This window comes from Streptomyces sp. NBC_01217, assembly GCF_035994185.1.
Lineage (GTDB): Bacteria > Actinomycetota > Actinomycetes > Streptomycetales > Streptomycetaceae > Streptomyces.
Window position 1 is genome coordinate 3,464,850 of the sequence record NZ_CP108538.1, and the last position, 20,249, is coordinate 3,485,098.

11 protein-coding genes are annotated in these 20,249 nt (G+C 71.2%); 5 read left to right on the forward strand and 6 right to left on the reverse strand.

The annotated features are described in order from the left end of the window. Positions 1-78 precede the first annotated feature (78 nt). Both OG507_RS15240 and OG507_RS15245 read right to left on the reverse strand, forming a co-directional pair. Complete coding sequence (locus tag OG507_RS15240) at positions 79-3,645, reverse strand: bifunctional glycosyltransferase/CDP-glycerol:glycerophosphate glycerophosphotransferase (protein WP_327367742.1); 3,567 nt, start codon at positions 3,643-3,645, stop codon at positions 79-81. A gap of 114 nt (positions 3,646-3,759) precedes the next feature. After that, positions 3,760-5,823 carry a bifunctional glycosyltransferase/CDP-glycerol:glycerophosphate glycerophosphotransferase gene (locus OG507_RS15245; RefSeq protein WP_327367743.1) on the reverse strand — a complete coding sequence of 688 codons (2,064 nt, stop codon included), beginning with the start codon at positions 5,821-5,823 and terminating at the stop codon, positions 3,760-3,762. 101 nt (positions 5,824-5,924) lie between these two features. On the opposite strand from OG507_RS15245, the gene OG507_RS15250 reads away from it, so the two are divergent. Then, positions 5,925-9,425 (forward strand): bifunctional glycosyltransferase/CDP-glycerol:glycerophosphate glycerophosphotransferase, encoded by a 3,501-nt coding sequence (locus OG507_RS15250; RefSeq protein ID WP_327367744.1) that lies wholly within the window; start codon positions 5,925-5,927, stop codon positions 9,423-9,425. 37 nt (positions 9,426-9,462) lie between these two features. Here OG507_RS15250 and OG507_RS15255 read toward each other — a convergent pair whose 3' ends face one another. Continuing rightward, on the reverse strand, positions 9,463-10,077 hold the full coding sequence (locus OG507_RS15255) for a TetR/AcrR family transcriptional regulator (protein ID WP_327367745.1): 615 nt from the start codon (positions 10,075-10,077) through the stop codon (positions 9,463-9,465). Between the two features lie 127 nt (positions 10,078-10,204). On the opposite strand from OG507_RS15255, the gene OG507_RS15260 reads away from it, so the two are divergent. Beyond that, a complete protein-coding gene (locus OG507_RS15260; protein WP_327367746.1) occupies positions 10,205-11,146 on the forward strand; it encodes an ABC transporter permease in 942 nt (313 codons plus the stop codon). Continuing rightward, positions 11,139-11,927, forward strand: coding sequence for an ABC transporter ATP-binding protein (locus tag OG507_RS15265; protein ID WP_327367747.1), 789 nt, complete (start codon positions 11,139-11,141; stop codon positions 11,925-11,927). The genes OG507_RS15260 and OG507_RS15265 overlap by 8 nt, the downstream gene beginning before the upstream one ends. A gap of 82 nt (positions 11,928-12,009) precedes the next feature. Here OG507_RS15265 and OG507_RS15270 read toward each other — a convergent pair whose 3' ends face one another. Continuing rightward, positions 12,010-17,031, reverse strand: coding sequence for an NAD-glutamate dehydrogenase (locus OG507_RS15270; protein ID WP_327367748.1), 5,022 nt, complete (start codon positions 17,029-17,031; stop codon positions 12,010-12,012). Positions 17,032-17,421: 390 nt separating this feature from the next. On the opposite strand from OG507_RS15270, the gene OG507_RS15275 reads away from it, so the two are divergent. Beyond that, on the forward strand, positions 17,422-17,991 hold the full coding sequence (locus OG507_RS15275; protein WP_327367749.1) for a DJ-1/PfpI family protein: 570 nt from the start codon (positions 17,422-17,424) through the stop codon (positions 17,989-17,991). Positions 17,992-18,007: 16 nt separating this feature from the next. Here the strand turns inward: OG507_RS15275 and OG507_RS15280 are convergent, their stop codons facing one another. Further along, on the reverse strand, positions 18,008-18,679 hold the full coding sequence (locus tag OG507_RS15280) for an HAD family hydrolase (protein ID WP_327367750.1): 672 nt from the start codon (positions 18,677-18,679) through the stop codon (positions 18,008-18,010). Between the two features lie 68 nt (positions 18,680-18,747). Then, positions 18,748-19,254, reverse strand: a complete 507-nt coding sequence (locus OG507_RS15285) for a DUF6912 family protein (protein WP_327367751.1) — start codon at positions 19,252-19,254, stop codon at positions 18,748-18,750. Between the two features lie 289 nt (positions 19,255-19,543). Here OG507_RS15285 and OG507_RS15290 point away from each other — a divergent pair, with 289 nt between their 5' ends. Then, a complete protein-coding gene (locus OG507_RS15290) occupies positions 19,544-19,972 on the forward strand; it encodes an Rv3235 family protein (RefSeq protein WP_327367752.1) in 429 nt (142 codons plus the stop codon). Positions 19,973-20,249: the final 277 nt, after the last annotated feature.

A 20,249-nucleotide genomic window follows, 5' to 3' on the forward strand; every position in this document is an offset into this window, starting at 1 on the left:
TCCGAATCCCCGAATCACTCGAACGGTTCAGACGGGCGCGGTGGCCCGGGGGCCCCGGGCCTGCGGCCACCCCGCCCGTCAAGGCCGGTCAGGGCCCTGGAGCATCCGGTCGACCACCGCCGTCGCCGCGTGTCCGTCGTCCAGGTCGCAGAAGTCCCGGCGAAATGCCTCGTACGCCTGCGCGTGTCCCTCGGTGGCCCGCTCCGGGTCGCGCAACGCCTCGACGAGTCCGGCGGAGCCGGGGATCAGCGGGCCGGGGGCACGGGACTCGAAGTCGAAGCAGAAGCCGCGCAGGGTGTCGCGGTAGTGGGCCAGGTCGTAGGTGTGGAAGAGCATCGGGCGGCCGGTCTGGGCGAAGTCGAACATCAGTGAGGAGTAGTCGGTGACCAGTGCGTCGCTGATCAGCATCAGCTCGCCGACGTCCCCGTAGCGCGAGACGTCGCGCACGAAGCCGCTGCCGCTGTCCGGGAGGCGGTCGGTGACCAGATAGTGGCGGCGCACCAACAGGACGGTGTCCGCGCCGAGTTCGCGTTCGGCGGCGGCCAGGTCGAGCTGCAGGTCGAGGGCGTAACGACCGCCGCCCTGCGGCCGGTCCTCGCGCCAGGTCGGGGCGTACAGCACGACCCGCTTGTCCTCGGGGACGGCGAGCCGCTCCCGTACGGCCGCGGCGACCTTGGTGCGGTCCGAGGCGTGGAAGAGGTCGTTGCGGGGGTAGCCGCACTCCAGGACCTCGCCCCGGTAGCCGAACGAGCGCCGCAGGACGGGGGTGGAGAAGCTGTTCGGGGAGACCAGGACGCTCCACTGGCGGGCGCGCTCCTCGATGGTGGCGATATAGGCGGCGTTGGCCCGGTCGGTGCCCGCGAGGTCGAGTCCGATGCGCTTGAGGGGTGTGCCGTGCCAGGTCTGGACGACGCACTGGCCCTCGCGCCGCTCGAACCACTCCGGCAGCTGGGTGTTGGTGACGATGTGCCGGCTGCGGGCCAGCGCCTCGTGCCAGGCGGTGGAGCCGTGCTCGACGGCCGTGGCGCCCTGCGGGACGACGGCCTGCTGGTCACGGACCACCCACAGGTGCTCCAGATCGGGTCCGCGCCGGACCACTTCCTCGTGGATCGCGCGCGGCGAGTCGGAGTACTGGCGGCCGTCGAAGCTGCTGTAGAGCACGGTGTCGCGCAGGGGCGCCATGCGCAGGGCCCGGTACGCCTCGCGCAGCAGCCGCTTGCCGCGCGCGCCGCGCTCCGTGGCGGTCAGGACCGATGCGCAGTCGATCAGCAGCTGGTCGTGGAAGCGCCGGTCGATGAGGTACGTCCGGCCCGCGAGGGTGCGGGCGGCGGGCAGGGTGCGGTGGGCGGCGGCCGGGATGCGCAGCGGGGTGTCGTACGCGTCGTCCCGCGCGCCCCTCTCGCGGAGGAAGAGGTACCAGTGGCCCTGGCCCAGCGGCAGTTTCCCGCCGGGGCTTTCTACTGCGTCCGGCCGGAGCGCCGCCCTGAACCGCCGGACCCCGGCGGCCCCGGAGGAGGTGAGGGGGAAGACGGCCTCCTCGCCGTGCCCGCTGTGCCGGGCCACCAGCTCGACGGGCCGTCCGGGGACGTCGGGGTAGCTGCCCTCCAGCAGGAGCTGTCCGTCCTCGGTCCAGGTTGCCAGGTCGACGGCGGGCTGCACGGTCCGGTCGCTGATCAGCAGATTGCCGCGGGAACCGGCGGTGAGACCGAGTTCGCGCCGCTCCCCGCCGTCCCCGCCCAGCGGGTAGCGGCCCGGCGGTACGGGCCCCGGCACATCGATCGGTGTCCTGCGCCCGTCCGGGCCGACGAGATGCGGGCTGTACGGCAGTTGCGCGGGCGCCGCCCCCTCCCCCGCGCTCCGCCGGGCCTCGGCGAAGGCGCCGAGCGGGACGACGGCCGTGAAGCGCCGCCATCCCGCCGCCGAGGGCACGGTCCCCTCCTGCACGGTGACCGGACAGTCGAAGAAGGTGCCGGAGGCCCGGTGGGTGAGTGCCAGGCGCAGCGGCCCCCTGCCGAGGCGGTCACGGATCATGCCGTCGATCACCACGGTTGCCGCGCCGTCGCCCGTGCCGGCCGCTCGGTGCGTCTCGAAGCGGGCGTCGATCCGCTCGGCGTGCAGCACGAGCCTGTCGTTCTCGAAGGCGGGCACGATACGGTGGTCGCCGTCGGGCCGGTGCACGGGCGGCGGTGCGGCCGCCTCGTTCGTCGAGAGGTCGGAGCGGCGCAGCATGCCGTGTCCGGCGATGCCGATCTCCAGGCGCCAGGTGAGCCGTTCGGGACTGCCGTTTGCGTGGATGCGGAGCCTGGCCGGGTCGATGACGGTCTCGAAACCTGACCGGTCGTAGTCGTGCAGGCTCTGCCGGGACCGGGCGGTGGCCTCCGATTCGACGACCGTACGCAGCCGGAGCGGCACCACATGCCGCCGCCCCGCCCGCAGCCAGCCGGCCCGGAACTCGCTGCCGCGCGAGGCGGCGGGCAGGTTGCGGACGTACGCGTACCCCTTGAGGTGCAGCCTGCCGCCCTGCCAGTGGGCTTCCCGCAGCCGGGCGGTGAGGGGCAGCTCCCGGTCGGTGACCCGCAGCACCGGGCGCGGCACCGGCCGGGTGAGGGCCGGGAAGAAGGCGCTGCGGCGCCGCATGCCCCGTACTGCGAACGCTCCCGGTTCTGCCTTGTCGAAGGCGAGCAGCGCCAGCAGTTCCTCGGTCCGGCGTTCGCGCACGAGGTGCCACATCAGGCGCAGCCGCAGCGGGAGCGCGTCGAGGACGGCCGGGTCGACCTGGTCGGTGAACTCGTTCGCGTACGTGAGGAAGGCGCGCTGGTACTCCTCGTCGCCGTCGGGCAGCGCCTCCATGAAGTACCAGAGGTCGTTGGCGAGGACGTGCGCCTCGTAGCGCCGTTTGTCGGCGGCGCCGCGGTGCTCGTCGAGGAAGGTGGAGACGCCCAGCACATGCGAGGCCCGGTCCTGGATGCCGCGGACGACGGCACGGCGGGCGGTGATCGAGCCGGCCCGGTCGCGCCAGTGGTAGACGGGGTCCTTCAGTACGTCGACGGAGCGGGCCAGGAAGTGGGCGGGCAGGACGACCGGGATGTCCTCGTAGAGGGCGCCGACCGGGAAGGCGAAGGCGTGCTCGTCCCAGAAGGACCGGCGGAAGACCTTGTTGCAGGCGATCCGGTCGGCGGCGAGGTCCCAGTCGCGGGAGATGTGGGTGCGCAGCCGGGTCGTCGCCATGGGCTTGCGGAAGTTGGGCGACTGCTGGAGCTTGCCTGAGGGCCGCAGCCGCAGCACATTGCCGGACGCGATGTCCGATCCGGTCTCGTCCAGGGCGCCGACGAGGAGTTCGTACGCGCGGGGCGGGAGCACGTCGTCGCTGTCGACGAAGGCGAGATGGCGGGCGCCCGGGTCGCAGTTGCGGACCCCGGTGTTGCGGGCGTGCCCGAGTCCGCCGTTCTCCTGGCTCACCAGCCGGAACCGGCCGTCCTGTGCGGCGAATCCGGCTGCCAGGGCCGCGCTGTCGTCGGTGGACCCGTCGTCGACCATCACCACCTCCAGGTCGGTCATGGTCTGCTCCGCGAGGGACTTCAGGCAGTCCGTCAGATAGAGCTCGACGTTGTGGACGGGTACGACGACACTGAGCCGTGGCGGCATGTTGAGCACGTCCGTTCATCGGGAGCCTGGTTGTCCGTATGGCTCAACCCCGTGAAGGGCCGGGGGTCACCGGTTGCGGTCTTTCCCGAACGAGTGACATCGGCTGCGCCGTGCTTACCCTTCGTCGCTCCCTTCGTCGCTCCCTTCGTCGCTCAGGAACAGCCGCCGCACCACCCGCTCGGCCGCGTGTCCGTCGTCGTACGGGCAGAAGCGCTCCCGGAACGCCGCCCGCAGCCGTGCCGTCCGCGCCGAGCGCCACTCGCCCGTCCTGAACAGTTCCATCAGCTCGTCCTCGGTGGTGGTGACCGCGCCCGGGGTGTCGCCCGGGCGTCCGGAGAGCAGGTCGAAGTAGGTGCCGCGCGAGGCCCGGTAGGCGGCCCAGTCCGGGGCGTGGCTGATGATCGGGCGGTCCAGGCAGGCGTAGTCGAACATCAGCGACGAGTAGTCGGTGATCAACGCGTCGGACACCAGGCAGAGTTCCTCGACGGAGGGATGCCCCGTCACATCCACCACCCGGGCACTGTCCAGCCGCGCCGAGCGGCCGTAGAAGTAGTGCGCCCGGACCAGCACCACGTACCGCGGGCCGAGTTCGCGGGCCAGCCGGTCCAGATCGAGGTGGGGGACGAAGCCCTTGCGGTAGTCGCGGTGGGTGGGCGCGTACAGCAGCACGGTCCGGTCCGGGGCGAGGGCGAGGCGCTGCCGGATCCCGGTGATGCGCTCGGGGGTGGCGGTGAAGAAGATGTCGTTGCGGGGGTAGCCGAGGTTCAGATGCTCGTACCGGGACGGGTAGACCCGGTCCCAGATCTCGGTGGTGTGCGGGTTGGCGGAGAGGGAGAAGTCCCACTGGTCGGCGTGGGCGACGATCCTCTCGAAGCTGATGCCGTTGGTGAGGGCCGGGTAGGCGCGCTGGTCCAGGCCCATCGTCTTCAGCGGGGTGCCGTGGTGGGTCTGGAGGTAGCGCTGGCCGGGGCGCTTGGTGAAGCCGCCGGGGAAGCTGGAGTTGCTGATCAGGTACGTGGCCGTGGCCATCATCCGCCAGTAGGCGAGGGAGCCCTCGATGACGTACGGAACCCCGGGCGGCATGCGGTCGCGGTGCCGGGAGGAGACGGCCCAGACACCCTGGATGTGCGGGGCGAGTTCGAGGGCCTTGGCATGGATGGCTGCCGGGTTGCAGGCGACGCCCCTGTTCCAGTAGGCCCCGTACACCGCGAGGTTCGGATCCAGGGGCCGGTGCAGGTCGACGCGGTAGGCGGCGCGCGTCACAAGGGCCCGGAGCGTCCTCTTACGGTGGCGCAGGGCGGCCCGGGCGCGGGTGCGGACGGTGCGGACGGCTTCCCGGGCGCGGTGGCCGGCGTAACTGCCGGGGAGACCTGCGGCACGGTAAAAGGCGGCACGGTCCTTCGGTGCGATCCGGCCGGGGTCGGCGAGAACGGCCCGCAGGTGACGGGTGCGCGCCGCCTGGATCCGCGGATCGCGCCCGGTCTCGGCGAGCAGCCGTTCGTACGCGTCGAGGACCGCGAAGTGGTGACGCCCCGGCGTCGTACCGAAGGTGCCACAGCGGCGGGTCCGGTGCCGTACGCAGACCCGCCCGAGAACATCGAGCGTGCCCGCGTCGGAGGCGAGAAGGGTGGCCCGGAGGACGGGAAGGATGTCCTCGTACGACCCGTCGGTGAAGTGAAGACCGTGCCCGCTCCAGAAGCCGCGGCGAAAGAGGCGTGGGACGTCGGTGGAGAGGCCTGCCGCTGCGGGGGGCCGGGCCGTGGGCGCCGGGTCCGGGAGCGCAGGCTCGGCGGGCTGGGCCTTGCCCCACCAGTCGACCCGGTCGTGGCCCAGGAGGAGCACGTCCGGATCGCTCTCGGCCAGTCGGCCGGTGATCGCTTCCAGGGCGCCCGGCCGCAGCAGGTCGTCGCCGTCGAGGAAGAGCAGGTACCGGCCGCGCGCCGCGTCCGCCCCGGCGTTGCGGGCCGGGCCCGGGCCGCGGTGTTCGGGGAGCGTGATCACCTGGACCCTCGGGTCGCGCGCCGCGAACTCGGCGGCGATCTTGGCACCGCCGTCCCGCGACCCGTCGTCGACGACCAGAAGCTCCAGGTCACCGGGGCCGTGGCCGAGCACGGACTCCAGGGTCGCCCTGAGATATCCGTGAACGCGGTGGACAGGCACGACAACACTGAGAAGCATGGCAGCCGAGCGTAATCGCGCACCCACCGCGCGCCGAATCGCGAGTTCACCCGTTCGGGGCAGTGCCGGTGACCAGGGGCGTCCGCCCCGGTTGACCGGGCATGAAGCCGCGCCTCAGTGTCGTCGTCCCGGTCCACAACGTCGAGGACTGTCTGGAGGACTGCCTGCGGTCGGTGGCCGAGCAGTCGGTCACCGACATCGAGGTGGTCCTCGTCGACGACGGTTCGACCGACGCCAGCGCGGCCGTCGCCAGGGCGTTCACCGCCCGTGACCGCCGCTTCCGCTATGTCCACCAGCCCAACGCCGGGCTGAGCGCGGCCCGCAACACGGGTGTGCGGCACACCACGGCGCACGTGCCGTATCTGGCGTTCGTCGACAGCGACGACATCGTCGTCCACGACGCCTACGAGCGGATGCTCGCCTCGCTGGAGTCGACCGGCTCCGACCTCGCGACCGGCAACGTGTGGCGGCTGACCGAGCAGGGACGGCAACAGGCCTGGCAGTACCGCTGGCTGACCGCCACCCGGCCCCGCACCCACATCAGCCGCGATCCCCGGCTGCTCGCCGACCGGGTCGCCTGGAACAAGGTGTTCCGGCGCTCCTTCTGGGACCGGCACGCCTTCGCGTTCCCCGAGGGGAAGCTCTACGAGGACACCCCGGTGATGATCCCGGCGCACTTCCTCGCGAGCTCGGTCGATGTGCTGCACGAGCACGTCTACTACTGGCGGGTGCGGGAGGGCTCCATCACCCGGCGACGTACGGACGTAAGGGGCGTACGGGACAGGATCTCGGCGTGCGAACAGGTCAGCGCGTTCCTGGCGGGCCGGGGTGGGGCGGCGAACAGCGGGGCGCGGCGCCGCTACGACCTCTCGTGTCTGCGCGACGACTTCGTGTACTTCCTGGAGGGGCTCGCGATGGGCGGGCCCGAGTACCGCGAGGCGTTCATGACGGACGCGGGGGCGTTCCTGGACCGGATGGAGAGGATGGACGGCGCGGCCAGGTCGGGCCGGGCCGTGGCCCACGAGCTGCCGGTGGAGCTGCGGATCAAGTGGCAGCTGGTGAAGGAGCGCAGGCTTGCGGAACTGCTGTCGGCGCTTGCCTTCGAACGGGCCAACGGCGCAGGGACGTTCATGGTCGGCGGCGTGCCGGGGCGGCGGCAGGCCGGCTTTCCCGGCGTCCCGGACACTCCCCGCATCGCGCGTACCGATCTCCCGGCCGTGGCACGGCTGTTGGATGCGCAGTGGGGCGACGACGGGAAGCTGCGGCTGCGCGGTTACGCGTACATCCGCAACCTGCCGACCGCGTCGCCGCGTCACTCGCTGAAGGTGGGCATGGTGCGCGCGACGCGCGGCCAGCAGCTGCGGACGGTACCGGTACGGGACGTGCCCGCACCCGAGGCGACTATCAACTCGGGCCAGGAGATGCACAGTTACGATCATTCGGGTTTCGAGCTGACGCTCGACCCGCGTCGGCTGCGGCCCGGCGGCTGGCTGGTGGGCATGATGGTGGCCGCTCATGGCACGGTCCGCCGGGTGGCCGTGCGTGCCGTGGAGGCGGGGGCCGTGCAGCCGCTCGTGCATGATCTGGGCGACGGGCGACGGGCGGTGCTCGACTACCTGGGCGGGCGGCTCCGGCTGACCCTGACGCAGCTGCCCGCCCGGTGCGAGGCCCATCGCACCGGCGAGGAGCTGGAGTTGACCGGCCGGCTGTACGGGGGCGCCCGGCCGAAGGCCCTGGTGCTGACCTGCGAAGGGGTGGCGGACCAGGAGTTCGGTCACCCGGTCGAGTGCCGGGCGGGCGACCGTTTCACGGTACGGATTCCGCTCGCCGACCTCGCGGGGATGGCAGCCGCACCCCAGGCACCGCACCGGGCGCCGCGTGAGGTCGAGCCCGGGCCCGGCGGGCAGTGGCGGGCGCGGCTGGTGCTGGCGGACGGGTCGAGGGTGGCACTGGCCGCGGCCCCGGAGGCGGCGCCGCCGGTCGTGGCCGATGCTGCGGGCGAACTGGTGCTGGACCTGAGCGGGCAGCCGTTCGTGGACGGGGCGGTGTGGACGTCGGACGGGGCGCTGCGGATGGAGGGGGTGACCGGCGCCGGGACGGGGGGACGGCAGGACGAGGGCCCGTCCCACCTCGTACTGCGCCACGAGGCACTGCGCGAGACGGTGACGGTCCCCGTCACGCACGAGGGAGCACGCGCGGGGGTGTACGAAGGGCGCCGCTTCACCGCCTTCCTCGCGCCGTCGGTGGCGGCGGGGCTGCACGAGGGCCGCTGGGACGCGTATCTGGGCGGCCGCCCGGTCCGGGTGCTGACCGCGCTCGGCACCCGCCTGCCGCTCCGCCGACCCGGCACGGATGCCACGGCCCCCGCCCCCGGCCGGGAGTTCGCCCTTGACCGCCGCTCCGGCGACCGGCTGACCGTGCAGGCCGGCTCCGTGCTCGCGGTCGCCGAGCGGGGCGCGTACCGCCAGGCCGAACTGCGCGGCACGCACTATCCGGCCCGGCGCGCGCTGCCGCTGCGGGACGCCGTCCTCTACACCGGCGGCGACTCACCGCGCGCCGTCCACGCCGAGCTCGTGCGCCGAGGCGTGGAGTCGGAGCATCTCTGGGTCACGGACGGGCTCCACGGGCACGTCCCGTCCGCCGCCGTCCCCGTCATCGAGCACAGCGCCGCCTGGCACGAGGCGCTGGCGCGGTCCCGCCGGATCGTCACCGCCGACCAGTTGCCCGAATGGTTCGAGCGGCGGCCCGGCCAGTTCGTCGTACAGACCTGGCACGGCGCCCCGCTCGGCCGCTTCGGCACGGATCTGGGCGGCACCCTGTACGCCGACCACCACCGCCTCGCCTCGCTGCCGCGCCGGGCGGCCCAGTGGTCCGTCCTGGTCTCCCCCAACAGCCACTCCACTCCGCTGCTGCGCCGCGCGCTCGGCTACGGGGGCGAAGTCCTGGAGGCGGGTTCCCCGGCCAACGATCTGCTCTTCTCGGCGGACCGGGCCAGGACCGCCGAGCGGGTCCGGCGCAGGCTCGGCATCCCGGACGGCCGCCGGGTCGTGCTGTACGCGCCGACCTACCGCGACCAGCTGGCCCACCCGCCCGGCGACGGCGGCGAGCGGCCCCGCTACCGCTGGGACCCGGCGCTCGACCTGACAGCGCTGGCGCGCTCCCTCGGCGACGGCCACACCGTGCTGGTGCGGCGACATCCTCGGGTGACCGGAAGCATGTCCGAGGGGCACGGCGTACGCGACGTGTCGGCGCACCCGGACACCGCGGAGCTGCTCCTGATCGCCGATGTGCTGGTCACGGACTACGCGGGGCTGATTTTCGACTACGCGCTCACGGGCCGCCCGATGCTCTTCCACACGTACGACCTGGAGCACTACCGCGACACGGTGCGCGGCTTCTGTCTGGACTTCGAGACCCGGGCGCCGGGGCCGCTGCTCGTCGCCACGGACGAGATCGCCGCGGTTTTGCGCGACCTGGGCGCCCTGACCGCGTCGGCGGCCCGGCACGCGGAGGCGTACGAGAGCTTCCGCAGGGACTTCTGCGACCTGGACGACGGCAAGGCGGCGGCGCGGGTCGCGGACCGGCTGCTGGCCGAGGGGTGAGCGGTACCTACCGGGTCCGGTTCTACCGGGTCCAGTTCTACCGGGCCCGGTTCTTGAGCGCAGCGACGGCGGACGCCGCCAGGTCGTCGAGATAGCCCTTGGGCAGCGGGGTGCGGACGACGGCGAGCCGCCAGTAGAGCGGGCCGACGATCAGGTCCAGCGCCCGGTCCGGGTCGCTGTCCTCGGGCAGCTCGCCGCGCGCCACGGCATCGCGTACGACGACGGCGGCGATGCCCTGCTGCGGATCCAGCAGGGCGGCCTTGATCGTGTCGGAGATCTCCGGGCTGCGGGCCGCCTCGACCAGCAGATCCGGGATGACCTGCGAGGCGACGGGGTGGCGCAGGGCGTAGGAGGCCAGCTGGAGCACGGCGCGGACATCCCCGTACAGCGAACCGGTGGCCGGAGCCGGCATGCCCTGGACGGCGACGGCGGAGACCAGGTCGAGGACCAGGGCCAGCTTGGACTTCCAGCGGCGGTAGACGGCGGTCTTGCCGACGCCCGCGCGGCGGGCGATGCCCTCGATCGACATCCGGGCGAAGCCCACCGCGGCCAGCTCCTCGAAGACGGCGCTGCGAATCGCATCGGTGACGTCCTCGCGCAGCACCGCGGCTCCGGCGGGGACGCGACGGCGGGTTCCCGGGTCGGTGGTCATGGCCGAATCATAGACCGTAACGACGAAACGGTTGCGTTGCGACGTGAATGCGCCCTACCCTCGGCGTTGCGACGATACGGTTCCGTCCCATCGACCGTCGCGTTCCCGCCCCCCGTCGAAAGCGATCGTGGTGAGCCAGACAACAACCCCAGTGGCCCCGGCCGACACCCCCGCCGCTGCGCCCCTCCCGGTGTACGGACCGGGTGAGCTCGCCGCGCTCGCCGCCCGGCACGGACTGACCATGAGCGGGGCCCGGCCCTCGCTGGGCGCGTACATCCGGCAGCTGTGGGGGCGGCGGCACTTCATCACGGCGTTCGCCACCGCCAAGCTGACCGCCCAGTACAGCCAGGCGAAGCTCGGCCAGATCTGGCAGATCATGACCCCGCTGCTGAACGCGACGGTCTACTACTTCATCTTCGGCGTCCTGCTGAACACGAAGCACAACGTCGAGGACTTCGTTCCGTTCCTCGTCACGGGCGTGTTCATCTGGACCTTCACCAGCAGCTCGATCACCGCGGGCACCCGTGCGATCAGCGGCAACCTCGGCCTCGTCCGGGCCCTGCACTTCCCACGCGCCTCGCTGCCGATCGCGCTGGCCCTCCAGCAGCTCCAGCAGCTGCTGTTCTCGCTGGGCGCGCTGGTGCTGATCCTGATCGGGTTCGGGCAGTTCCCCAGGCCGTCCTGGCTGCTGGCGATCCCGGCGCTGTTCCTGCAGGCCGTGTTCAACACCGGCGTCTCCATGGTGGTGGCGCGGCTGGCCGCCCGGACCCCGGACATCGCCCAGCTGATGCCGTTCATCCTGCGCACCTGGATGTACGCCTCGGGCGTCATGTGGAGCGTGGACACCATGCTCAAGGGGAACCGGGTCCCGCACTTCGTGATGGTGATGCTGGAGTGCAATCCGGCCGCCGTGTTCATCGATCTGATGCGGTTCGCGCTCATCGACAGCTTCGGCGCGTCCCATCTGCCGCCGCATGTGTGGGCGGTCGCCGCGGGCTGGGCGCTCGTCTGCGGCGCGGGCGGTTTCGTGTACTTCTGGCAGGCGGAGGAGCGGTACGGACGTGGCTGACAACGTGAGCGACAACAACGAGCGGGTGCCGACCGTCGTCGTGGACGACGTCCACATCACCTACAAGGTCAACGGCGCCCGTACCGGAAAGGGCAGCGCCACCTCGGCGCTCAGCCGGATCGTCTCGCGCCGGCAGACCCCCGGGGTGCGCGAGGTGCACGCCGTGAAGGGCGTGAGCTTCGCGGCGTACAAGGGGGAGGCCATCGGACTGATCGGTTCCAACGGCTCGGGCAAGTCGACGCTGCTGAAGGCGATCGCCGGACTGCTGCCCGCGACGAAGGGCCGGGTGCACACCCAGGGCCAGCCCTCGCTGCTCGGTGTGAACGCGGCGCTGATGAGCGATCTGACCGGTGAGCGCAACGTCGTGCTCGGCGGCCTCGCGATGGGCATGACCCGGGACCAGATCCGCGAGCGCTACCAGCAGATAGTCGACTTCTCCGGCATCAACGAGAAGGGCGACTTCATCACCCTGCCGATGCGGACGTACTCCTCCGGCATGGGCGCCCGGCTGCGCTTCTCGATCGCGGCCGCCAAGAGCCACGACGTCCTCCTGATCGACGAGGCCCTGTCCACCGGCGACGCCAGGTTCCAGCGGCGCAGCAAGGAACGGATCATGGAGCTGCGCAAGGAGGCGGGCACGGTCTTCCTGGTCAGCCACAGCAACAGGTCGATCACCGAGACCTGCGACCGGGCGATCTGGCTGGAGGCGGGGACGCTTCGGATGGACGGTCCGGCGCAGGAGGTCGTGGCGGCGTACGAGAAGTTCACGGGCAAGAAGTAACCGAAAAACAGCCCGCCCGGCGATAGGGGCGGGGCGGCCACCGGAAACCCCCGGCCGGCCACCCCGCCCCCGTCACCACTCCCTACGCGTGCGTACGCAGCAGCGTCCGCATCGTTCGCATGGCCACCGACAGATTCGCCAGATCGAACGCGTCCGACCCCCGGATCTCCTCCAGCGTCGACCGCGACCGGGTGAGGATCGCCGCGTTCTTCTCCTCCCACGCCGTGAACCGCTCCTCCGGCGTGGAGGTCCCGTTGCCCACCGACAGCACATCCGCGGTGAGTCCGGCATGCGCGGCGTACAGGTCCTCGCGGATGGAGGCCCGGGCCATGGACTGCCAGCGGTCGGCCCGCGGCAGCTCGATGATCCGGTCCATCAGCTGGGTGACGCCCAGCCGGTCCGCGAGGTCGTAGTACACCTCGGCGACGGAGAGCGGGTCCTTGCCGGTGCGCTCCGCGATCGCCACGATGTCCAGCGCCGGGAAGGCGGAGGAGAATCCGGCGACCCGCTGAGCCAGCTCGCCCGGGGCACCCGCCTCGGTGAGCTCGTCCAGGATCGACTGGTACCAGTCGAGGTCGGCGCCCATCAGCATCTTGGGCAGCTCGGCCCAGACCTGCTCGACACCCGCCTTGAAGAAGTCGATCGTCCCGGCGATCTCCAGCGGCTGCGGCCGGTTGCCGAGCAGCCAGCGCGAACCGCGCTCGACGAGCCGGCGCGAGTGCAGCCGGATACGGGTCTGCACATCGGCGGCGACCTTGTTGTCGAGCGCCTCGACGGCGTCCCACACCTGGCCGAGGCCGAAGATCTCGCGAGCCGCGAACTGCGCCCGCACGATCTCCTCGATCGACGCGCCGGTCTCCTCCCGCAGCCGGTGCAGGATGGTCGAACCACCGCTGTTCACCGTGTCGTTGACCAGGACCGTGGTGATGATCTCGCGACGCAGCGCGTGCCCGTCGACCGCCTCGGGGAACTGCTCCCGCAGCTGCTGCGGGAAGTAGGCGTGCAGCAGCTTCTGCAGGTGCGGGTCGTCCGGCAGGCTGGTGTGGATCAGCTCCCGGGCCACCGTGATCTTCGTGTACGCGAGGAGCACGGCCAGTTCGGGCTGGCTGAGCCCCCTGCCGGCGTTGAGCAGTTCACGGATCTGCCGGTCGCTGGGCAGGAACTCCAGCCCGCGGTCGAGGTCCCCGTCCCGGACCAGCCGGCGCATGAAGCGCTGGTGGGCGTGGAGCAGGGAGGGCGACTGGGCGGTGGCGTTGGACAGTGCCACGTTCTGCGCGTAGTTGTTGCGCAGCACCAGGCGGCCGATCTCGTCGGTCATCTCGGCAAGCAGCTTGTTGCGCTGCTTGATGGTCATGTCGCCGTCCCGGACCAGACCGTTGAGCAGGATCTTGATGTTCACCTCGTGGTCGGAGGTGTCCACACCGGCGCTGTTGTCGATCGCGTCGGTGTTGATCCGGCCGCCGTTGCGGGCGAACTCGATCCGGCCGAGCTGGGTGGCTCCGAGGTTGCCGCCCTCGCCGACGACCTTGGCCCGCAGGTCCTGCCCGTTGACGCGGATCGCGTCGTTGGCCTTGTCGCCGACGTCCGCGTTCGACTCGGCGGAGGACTTGATGTACGTACCGATGCCGCCGTTCCACAGCAGGTCGACACGGGCCTTGAGGATGGTCTGCATCAGGTCGGCGGGCGTCATCTTCGTGACCCCCGACTCGATGCCGAGCGCCTCACGGATGTGCGCGTTGACCGGGATGGACTTGGCGCTGCGCGGGTGGATGCCGCCGCCCGCGGAGAGCAGGTTCTTGCTGTAGTCGGCCCAGGAGCTGCGCGGCAGGTCGAAGAGGCGGCGGCGCTCGGCGTAGGAGGTGGCGGCGTCCGGGGTGGGGTCGATGAAGATGTGCCGGTGGTCGAAGGCGGCGACGAGCCGGATGTGCTCGGACAGCAGCATGCCGTTGCCGAACACGTCACCGGACATGTCACCGACGCCGACGACGGTGAAGTCCTCGGTCTGGGTGTCGTGGCCGAGCTCACGGAAGTGCCGCTCGACGGATTCCCAGGCGCCTCGGGCGGTGATGCCCATGCCCTTGTGGTCGTAACCGGCGGAGCCGCCGGAGGCGAACGCGTCGCCGAGCCAGAAGCCGTACGAGACGGCGACCTCGTTGGCGATGTCGGAGAAGCTCGCGGTGCCCTTGTCGGCGGCGACGACCAGGTACGTGTCGTCCTCGTCGTGACGGACGACGTCCCCGGGCGGCACGATCTCGCCGGCCACCATGTTGTCGGTGATGTCCAGCAGCGCCGAGATGAAGGTGCGGTACGAGGCGATGCCCTCGGCCATCCAGGCGTCGCGGTCGACGGCCGGGTCCGGGAGCTGCTTGGCGACGAAGCCGCCCTTGGCGCCGACCGGCACGATGACGGTGTTCTTCACCATCTGCGCCTTGACCAGGCCGAGGATCTCCGTACGGAAGTCCTCACGCCGGTCCGACCAGCGCAGACCGCCTCGGGCGACCTTGCCGAAGCGCAGGTGCACGCCCTCGACGCGCGGCGAGTAGACCCAGATCTCGAACGCCGGGCGGGGCGCGGGCAGATCCGGGATGGACTGCGGGTCGAACTTCATCGAGACGTAACTGTGCGGCTTGCCGCCGTCCGCCATCTGGAAGAAGTTGGTACGCAGGGTGGCCTTGATGACGGTGAGGAAGGACCGCAGGATCCGGTCCTCGTCGAGCGAGGCGACCTGGTCCAGGGCCCCGTCCAGCTCTTCGAGGAGCCCGTCGATCAGCTCCGTACCGGCCCGCTGGCGCCCGGGCGACATCCGCGCCTCGAAGAGCGAGATCAGCAGCCGGGTGGTGTGGACGTTATTGCGGAGAGTGCTCTCCATGTAGTCCTGGCTGAAGGTCGACCCGGCCTGGCGCAGGTACTTCGCGTAGGCGCGCAGCACCATCGCCTGCCGCCAGTTCAGACCGGCGCCCAGTACGAGCGAGTTGAAGCCGTCGTTCTCGGCCGCACCGGTCCATACGGCGGCGAAGGCATCCTGGAAGCGGTCGCGGGCGTCGTCGGCGAGGTAGCTGCCGTTGCCGTTGGTCTGCGGCATCCGCAGCCCGAAGTCGTAGATCCAGGCGTGGGTGCGGTCCGCGCAGCGCAGCTCGTACGGACGCTCGTCGACGACCTCGACACCGAGCCGCTGGAGCGCCGGGAGCACGGCGGACAGGGAGACCTGCTCACCGGTCCGGTAGATCTTGAAGCGGCGCTCGCCGGGGCCTGCGCCGACCGGCTCGTACAGGCTGAGGGCGAAGTCCTTCCCGTCGTGCTTGAGCGCTTCGAGGTGGACCAGGTCGGCCACGGCCGCGCGCGGCGTGTGGTCGGCCTTGTAGCCCTCGGGGAAGGAGTGGCCGTACTGGCGCAGCAGTTCGGCGGCGCGCTCCTCGCCGCACTCGGCGCCCAGCGCCTCCTGGAAGCCGTCGGACCAGGAACGGGCGGCCTCGACGAGACGGGCCTCGATGCGGTCCTTCTCGGCGTCGGTGAGGTCGGGCAGCTCGGTGCCGGGTGCGACCCGGACGACGAAGTGCAGCCGGGAGAGGATCGACTCGGTGTTCCAGGCGGTGAAGTCGACGCTGGTGCCGCCCAGTTCCTCCTTGAGGATGTCGATCAGGCGGAGCCGTACGCCGGTGGTGTAGCGGTCGCGCGGCAGGTAGACGATCGCGGAGTAGTAGCGCCCGTACTCGTCCTGGCGCAGGTAGAGCCGCAGCCGGCGGCGCTCCTGGAGGTACAGCACGGAGGTGACGACGGAGCGCAGCTGGTCGACGGGCGTCTGGAAGAGCTCGTCGCGCGGGTACGTCTCCAGGATCTGCAGCAGGTCGCGGCCGTCGTGGCTGTTGGGCGAGAAGCCCGCGCCCTCCAGCACCTCGGCGACCTTGCGGCGGATGACGGGCACCCGGCGCACGGACTCGGTGTAGGCGGCGGACGAGAACAGTCCGAGGAAGCGGCGCTCACCGATGACGTTGCCGTCGGCGTCGAACTTCTTCACACCGACGTAGTCGAGGTAGCTGGGGCGGTGGACGGTCGCCCGGCTGTTGGCCTTGGTGAGGATGAGGAGCTTGTGCTCGCGGGCCTTGGCCCGGGCGTCGGCGGGCAGCCGGTCGAAGGACGGGCTGACGGGGTGCGCCTCGTCGACACTGTGGTGCGGGTCGGAGCGCAGGATGCCGAGGCCGGTGCCGGGTACGGCGGCCAGCGCGTCGGTCTCCCTCAGCTCGTACTCGCGGTAGCCGAGGAAGGTGAAGTGATCGGCGGCGAGCCAGCGCAGCAGCTCCCTGGCCTCGTTCACCTCTTCGTCGGCGAGGGCGTCGAGCGGCTCACCGGGCAGGTCGTCGGCGATGCGCAGCGCGGCCTCGCGCATCTTCTCCCAGTCCTCGACGGTCTCCCGTACGTCGGACAGCACGCGCAGCAGGTCGGTGGCGATCTGCTGAAGGTCGGAGCGGTCGGTCTCGCGGTCGATCTCGACGTGGATCCAGGACTCGACGAGGGCGTCGTGCGGCAGCTCGGCCGTACCGCCCTTCTTGCCGTTCCCGGTGTTCTTGCGGCCCTGCGGGCCGGCCGAGATGCCGTTGCCCTCGGCGAGGACCTCGATGAGCTTGCCGGTGACATCGCGGCGTACGACGACCTGCGGGTGGATCACGACATGGATGCCGCGCCCCTGCCGGGACAGCTCGTTGGTCACGGAGTCGACCAGGAACGGCATGTCGTCGGTGACCACCTCGACGACGGAGTGGCTGCACGTCCAGCCGTTCTCCTCGACGGTCGGGGTGTGCACCCGGACGTTCGCCGTGCCCTGCGGACGGGTCTCCGCGAGCCGGTAGTGGGAGGAGGCGGCACCGAAGACGTCGACGGGGTCGCGGCCCGCGATGTCCTCCGGAGCGGTGTGCAGGTAGTAGCGCTGGAGGTAGGCGAGGAGTACGTCCTGTCCGGGGCGCTCCTGGTCGGCCCCGGTGCCGGTGGCCGCGACACGCACCCGGGGGGTACCGCCCGGGCCACCGACACCACCGCCCGGGCTGTTGTCAGCTACCTTGGCGGCCCGTGCGAGCAGCTCGGCCTTGGCTTCGTCCAGCTTGGTCTGCATGTCCTCTGGCTCCTGTCGCGCGCCGTTGCGTGACGTAGGTGAAAAAGACGACGTACCGCCACGACACGGGGTTTCCGGTCTGAGTCGACGCTATGCCGCTATGAGAGATGCCCGGGACCATATTGGCCATTTTTGGCAGTCGGTCCGGGCTGTGAGGATCAGTGATGGCCCGGGTGTTGTGGCACTCCGGGCGCAGGCCGGGGGCTTCGCTGCCCCCGAGGCGTATCGCGCTGATCACGGGGTCCAGGCTATCTCGCCCGCCCCCGTCACCGTCACGAGCCGTATGTGTACAAAAGATGGCCCCGAAGTTTGACACTCTGGACAGCGCATCGGCCCGGATTGCCGCACTCTGGTAGACGGAACAGGCAGACGAACCGTGGGAGCCCCGCCATGGCACCGAAGATCCTGATCGTCACCGGCGACGCCGCCGAATCCCTGGAAGTCCTCTATCCCTACCAGCGGCTGCGCGAGGAGGGTTACGACGTCCATATCGCGGCCCCCGCCCGCAAGACGCTCCGCTTCGTGGTCCACGACTTCGAGCCCGGCTTCGACACGTACACCGAGAAGCCCGGCTACACCTGGCCCGCCGACCTGGCCTTCTCCGAGGTCGACCCCGGAGATTACGTGGCCCTGGTCGTCCCGGGCGGCCGGGCCCCGGAGTATCTGCGCAACGATGCCGAGCTGCGCAAGATCCTCAAGGCGTTCTTCGACTCCGACCGGCCGGTGGCCCAGATCTGCCACGGCCCGCTGATGACGGCGGCGGTCGGCGCACTGGTCGGCCGGCACGTCACCGCGTACCCCGCGCTGGAGCTGGACATGCAGGCGGCGGGCGCCACCTTCGAGGACCATGAGGCGGTGGTCGACGGAACCCTGATCTCGTCGCGCGCATGGCCGGACCATTCGGCGTGGATGCGCGAATTCCTGAAGGTGCTCCGCACGAAGGCCCCGGTGACCGCCTGACGGCGCCCGGAGGTCGCTATCCGGCCATCTGCTCGGCGAGGTGCGCGGCCTCGGCGAGGCTGTCGACCACGGGCACCCCGGCCGCCTCAAGGCTGACTCTGCTGTGCGATCCGCCGGTGTACAGCACGGCCTTCGCACCGACATGGGCGGCGGCCACGGCGTCGTCCACGGCATCGCCGATGACCACGGTGCGCTCAGGGGATATCCCGTCCAGCGCGGCGATGTGCCGTTCCATGTGCCGCGCCTTGCTGCCGCCGGACGGCCCGGTGCGCCCGTCGACGCGCAGGAAGTGCCGCTCGATGCCGTATCCCCGGACCACGGGGACCAGCTGGTCATGCCCGTACATGCTCAGGAGTGACTGGCTGCGCCCGGCCAGCTGCCACTGCGAGAGAAGCTCCTCGGCACCTTCGGTGAGCCCGCAGGCGGCCCGCTGCTCGGTGTAGTACCGGTGAAATATCCCGTCCATCCGCTCCCACTCGGCCTCCGTGGGCAGCCGGCCCATCAGCCGTTCGTAGAAGCGGGGGATCGGGATGCAGTACATCTCGCGGTACTGCTCCAGCGTGATCGGCTCCAGGCCGACCTCACCGAACGCAGCGTTCGTCGCGCCGACGACGGCGGCGTTGTCGTCGAGCAGTGTGCCGTTCCAGTCCCAGACCAGATGCGTGCGGTGCTTCCCATGCGTCCCCATGCACAAGAAAGTACCCGCAGGCACTGACACCCGTTCCATCGGCGGGGATGTCCCGCCTCACCCGGTCCTCACCCGATGAGATTCGGGATCTCCTGAATGCCGAACCACAGCAGCTCGTGGTCCTCGGCGCCGTCGACGGTGAACTGGGCGTCGTCGTCACCGAGGTCCGCCGCGCCCAGCACGGCCGCGGCGGCCGTGACGTCCTTCTCCGCGTCGTCGGCGTCGACATGCACGGCGGCGGCCTCGGCCAGCGCGACGGAGGACGCGATCCGCACCTCGCCGAGCGATGAGGAGTCGAGGCTGCGGTCGGGGTCGGCGACGGCCGCGCCGTCCGGTACGTCGACGGCGACGACGACCCGTCGGCGGACCGCGTCGGGGTTCCCGGCGATCAGACGCAGCGAGGCGGAAGCGGCCCGGTTGAGAGCCGCGTACTCCAGCTCCTCGATGTCGTCGGAGACGTACCACTCGCGCAGTCCGGGGGTCACCGCGTAGGCGGTCAGCGGACCGGGACCGATCTCGCCCGCCTGGTGCGCCGCTGCGAGACCGGGGAGCGTCAGGGGGACGTACACGCGCATGGCTGGCCGCTTTCGTAGTCGGAAACGCCCTCAGGATACGTGCGACGTCCCCCTTTGGGGTTACGTGTACCACTCCCGCCCCGTCCACCCGGCAACCGCTTCTCACCCTCCCCACGCCCGCCCCGCGCACCGCGCGACACCGGGTGCATCACCCGGATAGGTGATTCCTCCCGATCGCGCCCGGCACCCCACCGCCGCTTGCGGCGGCCTCCACCGCCGCCGTAGAAGGTCCACAGCAGAAGTTACCGCCCGGTATTCGCCGGGCTCCGAAGCACGGGGGCAATGAGCGATGACCACGAACAGGACCCGGCCCGCCGGGCGACACGACGGACGCAGGCCCGAAGCCGTACCTCCGCAACGCGCGAGGACTCCCCGACGCATCCGCCCCCACCACTGGTTCGCGGAACGCCTCCTGGCGGTCCTCAGCGGCCAGCGCCCGGTGCACTGGATGCTCGGGCACACCATCGGTGCCGCATACGACCAGCTGGCCGAACTGGCCCCCCACACCCCCCTCAGGGCCCGCGGCGCCCGCCCCGTCATCCGCATGTGCCACGGCGCCCAGCCGGCCCCGGGCGTGGTGGAGGCCTGCGCGAGCATCGCAGCGGGCGAACAGGTAAGGGCCATGGCCTTCCGCCTGGAACAAGGCACAGACCTCCGCTGGCGCTGCGCAGCAGTGGAACTGGGCAACGACCACTCCCAGCCGGCCCGCCCCCGCTGACCCTGCTGGTGCACGCCCACTGGAAAGGCGAGCGACCACACCGACCCGGCGGCCCTGCGGGCCGCACTCACCCGATGAGCACCCGCCCGACACCCACGACACCCACCTCGCCGGCAATCCACGGGCTGCGCCCGCAGGCCCATCTCCCCGCCCCGCGTCCCCAGCCCCGCCCGCATTCCCAGCCCCGCCCTGCATCCCCAGCCCCTCCGGCGTTTGAGGAGCGGGGCCCGGGGCGGAGCCCCGGTTTCGGGAAGGGGCGGGGAGGGGACAGCCCCGC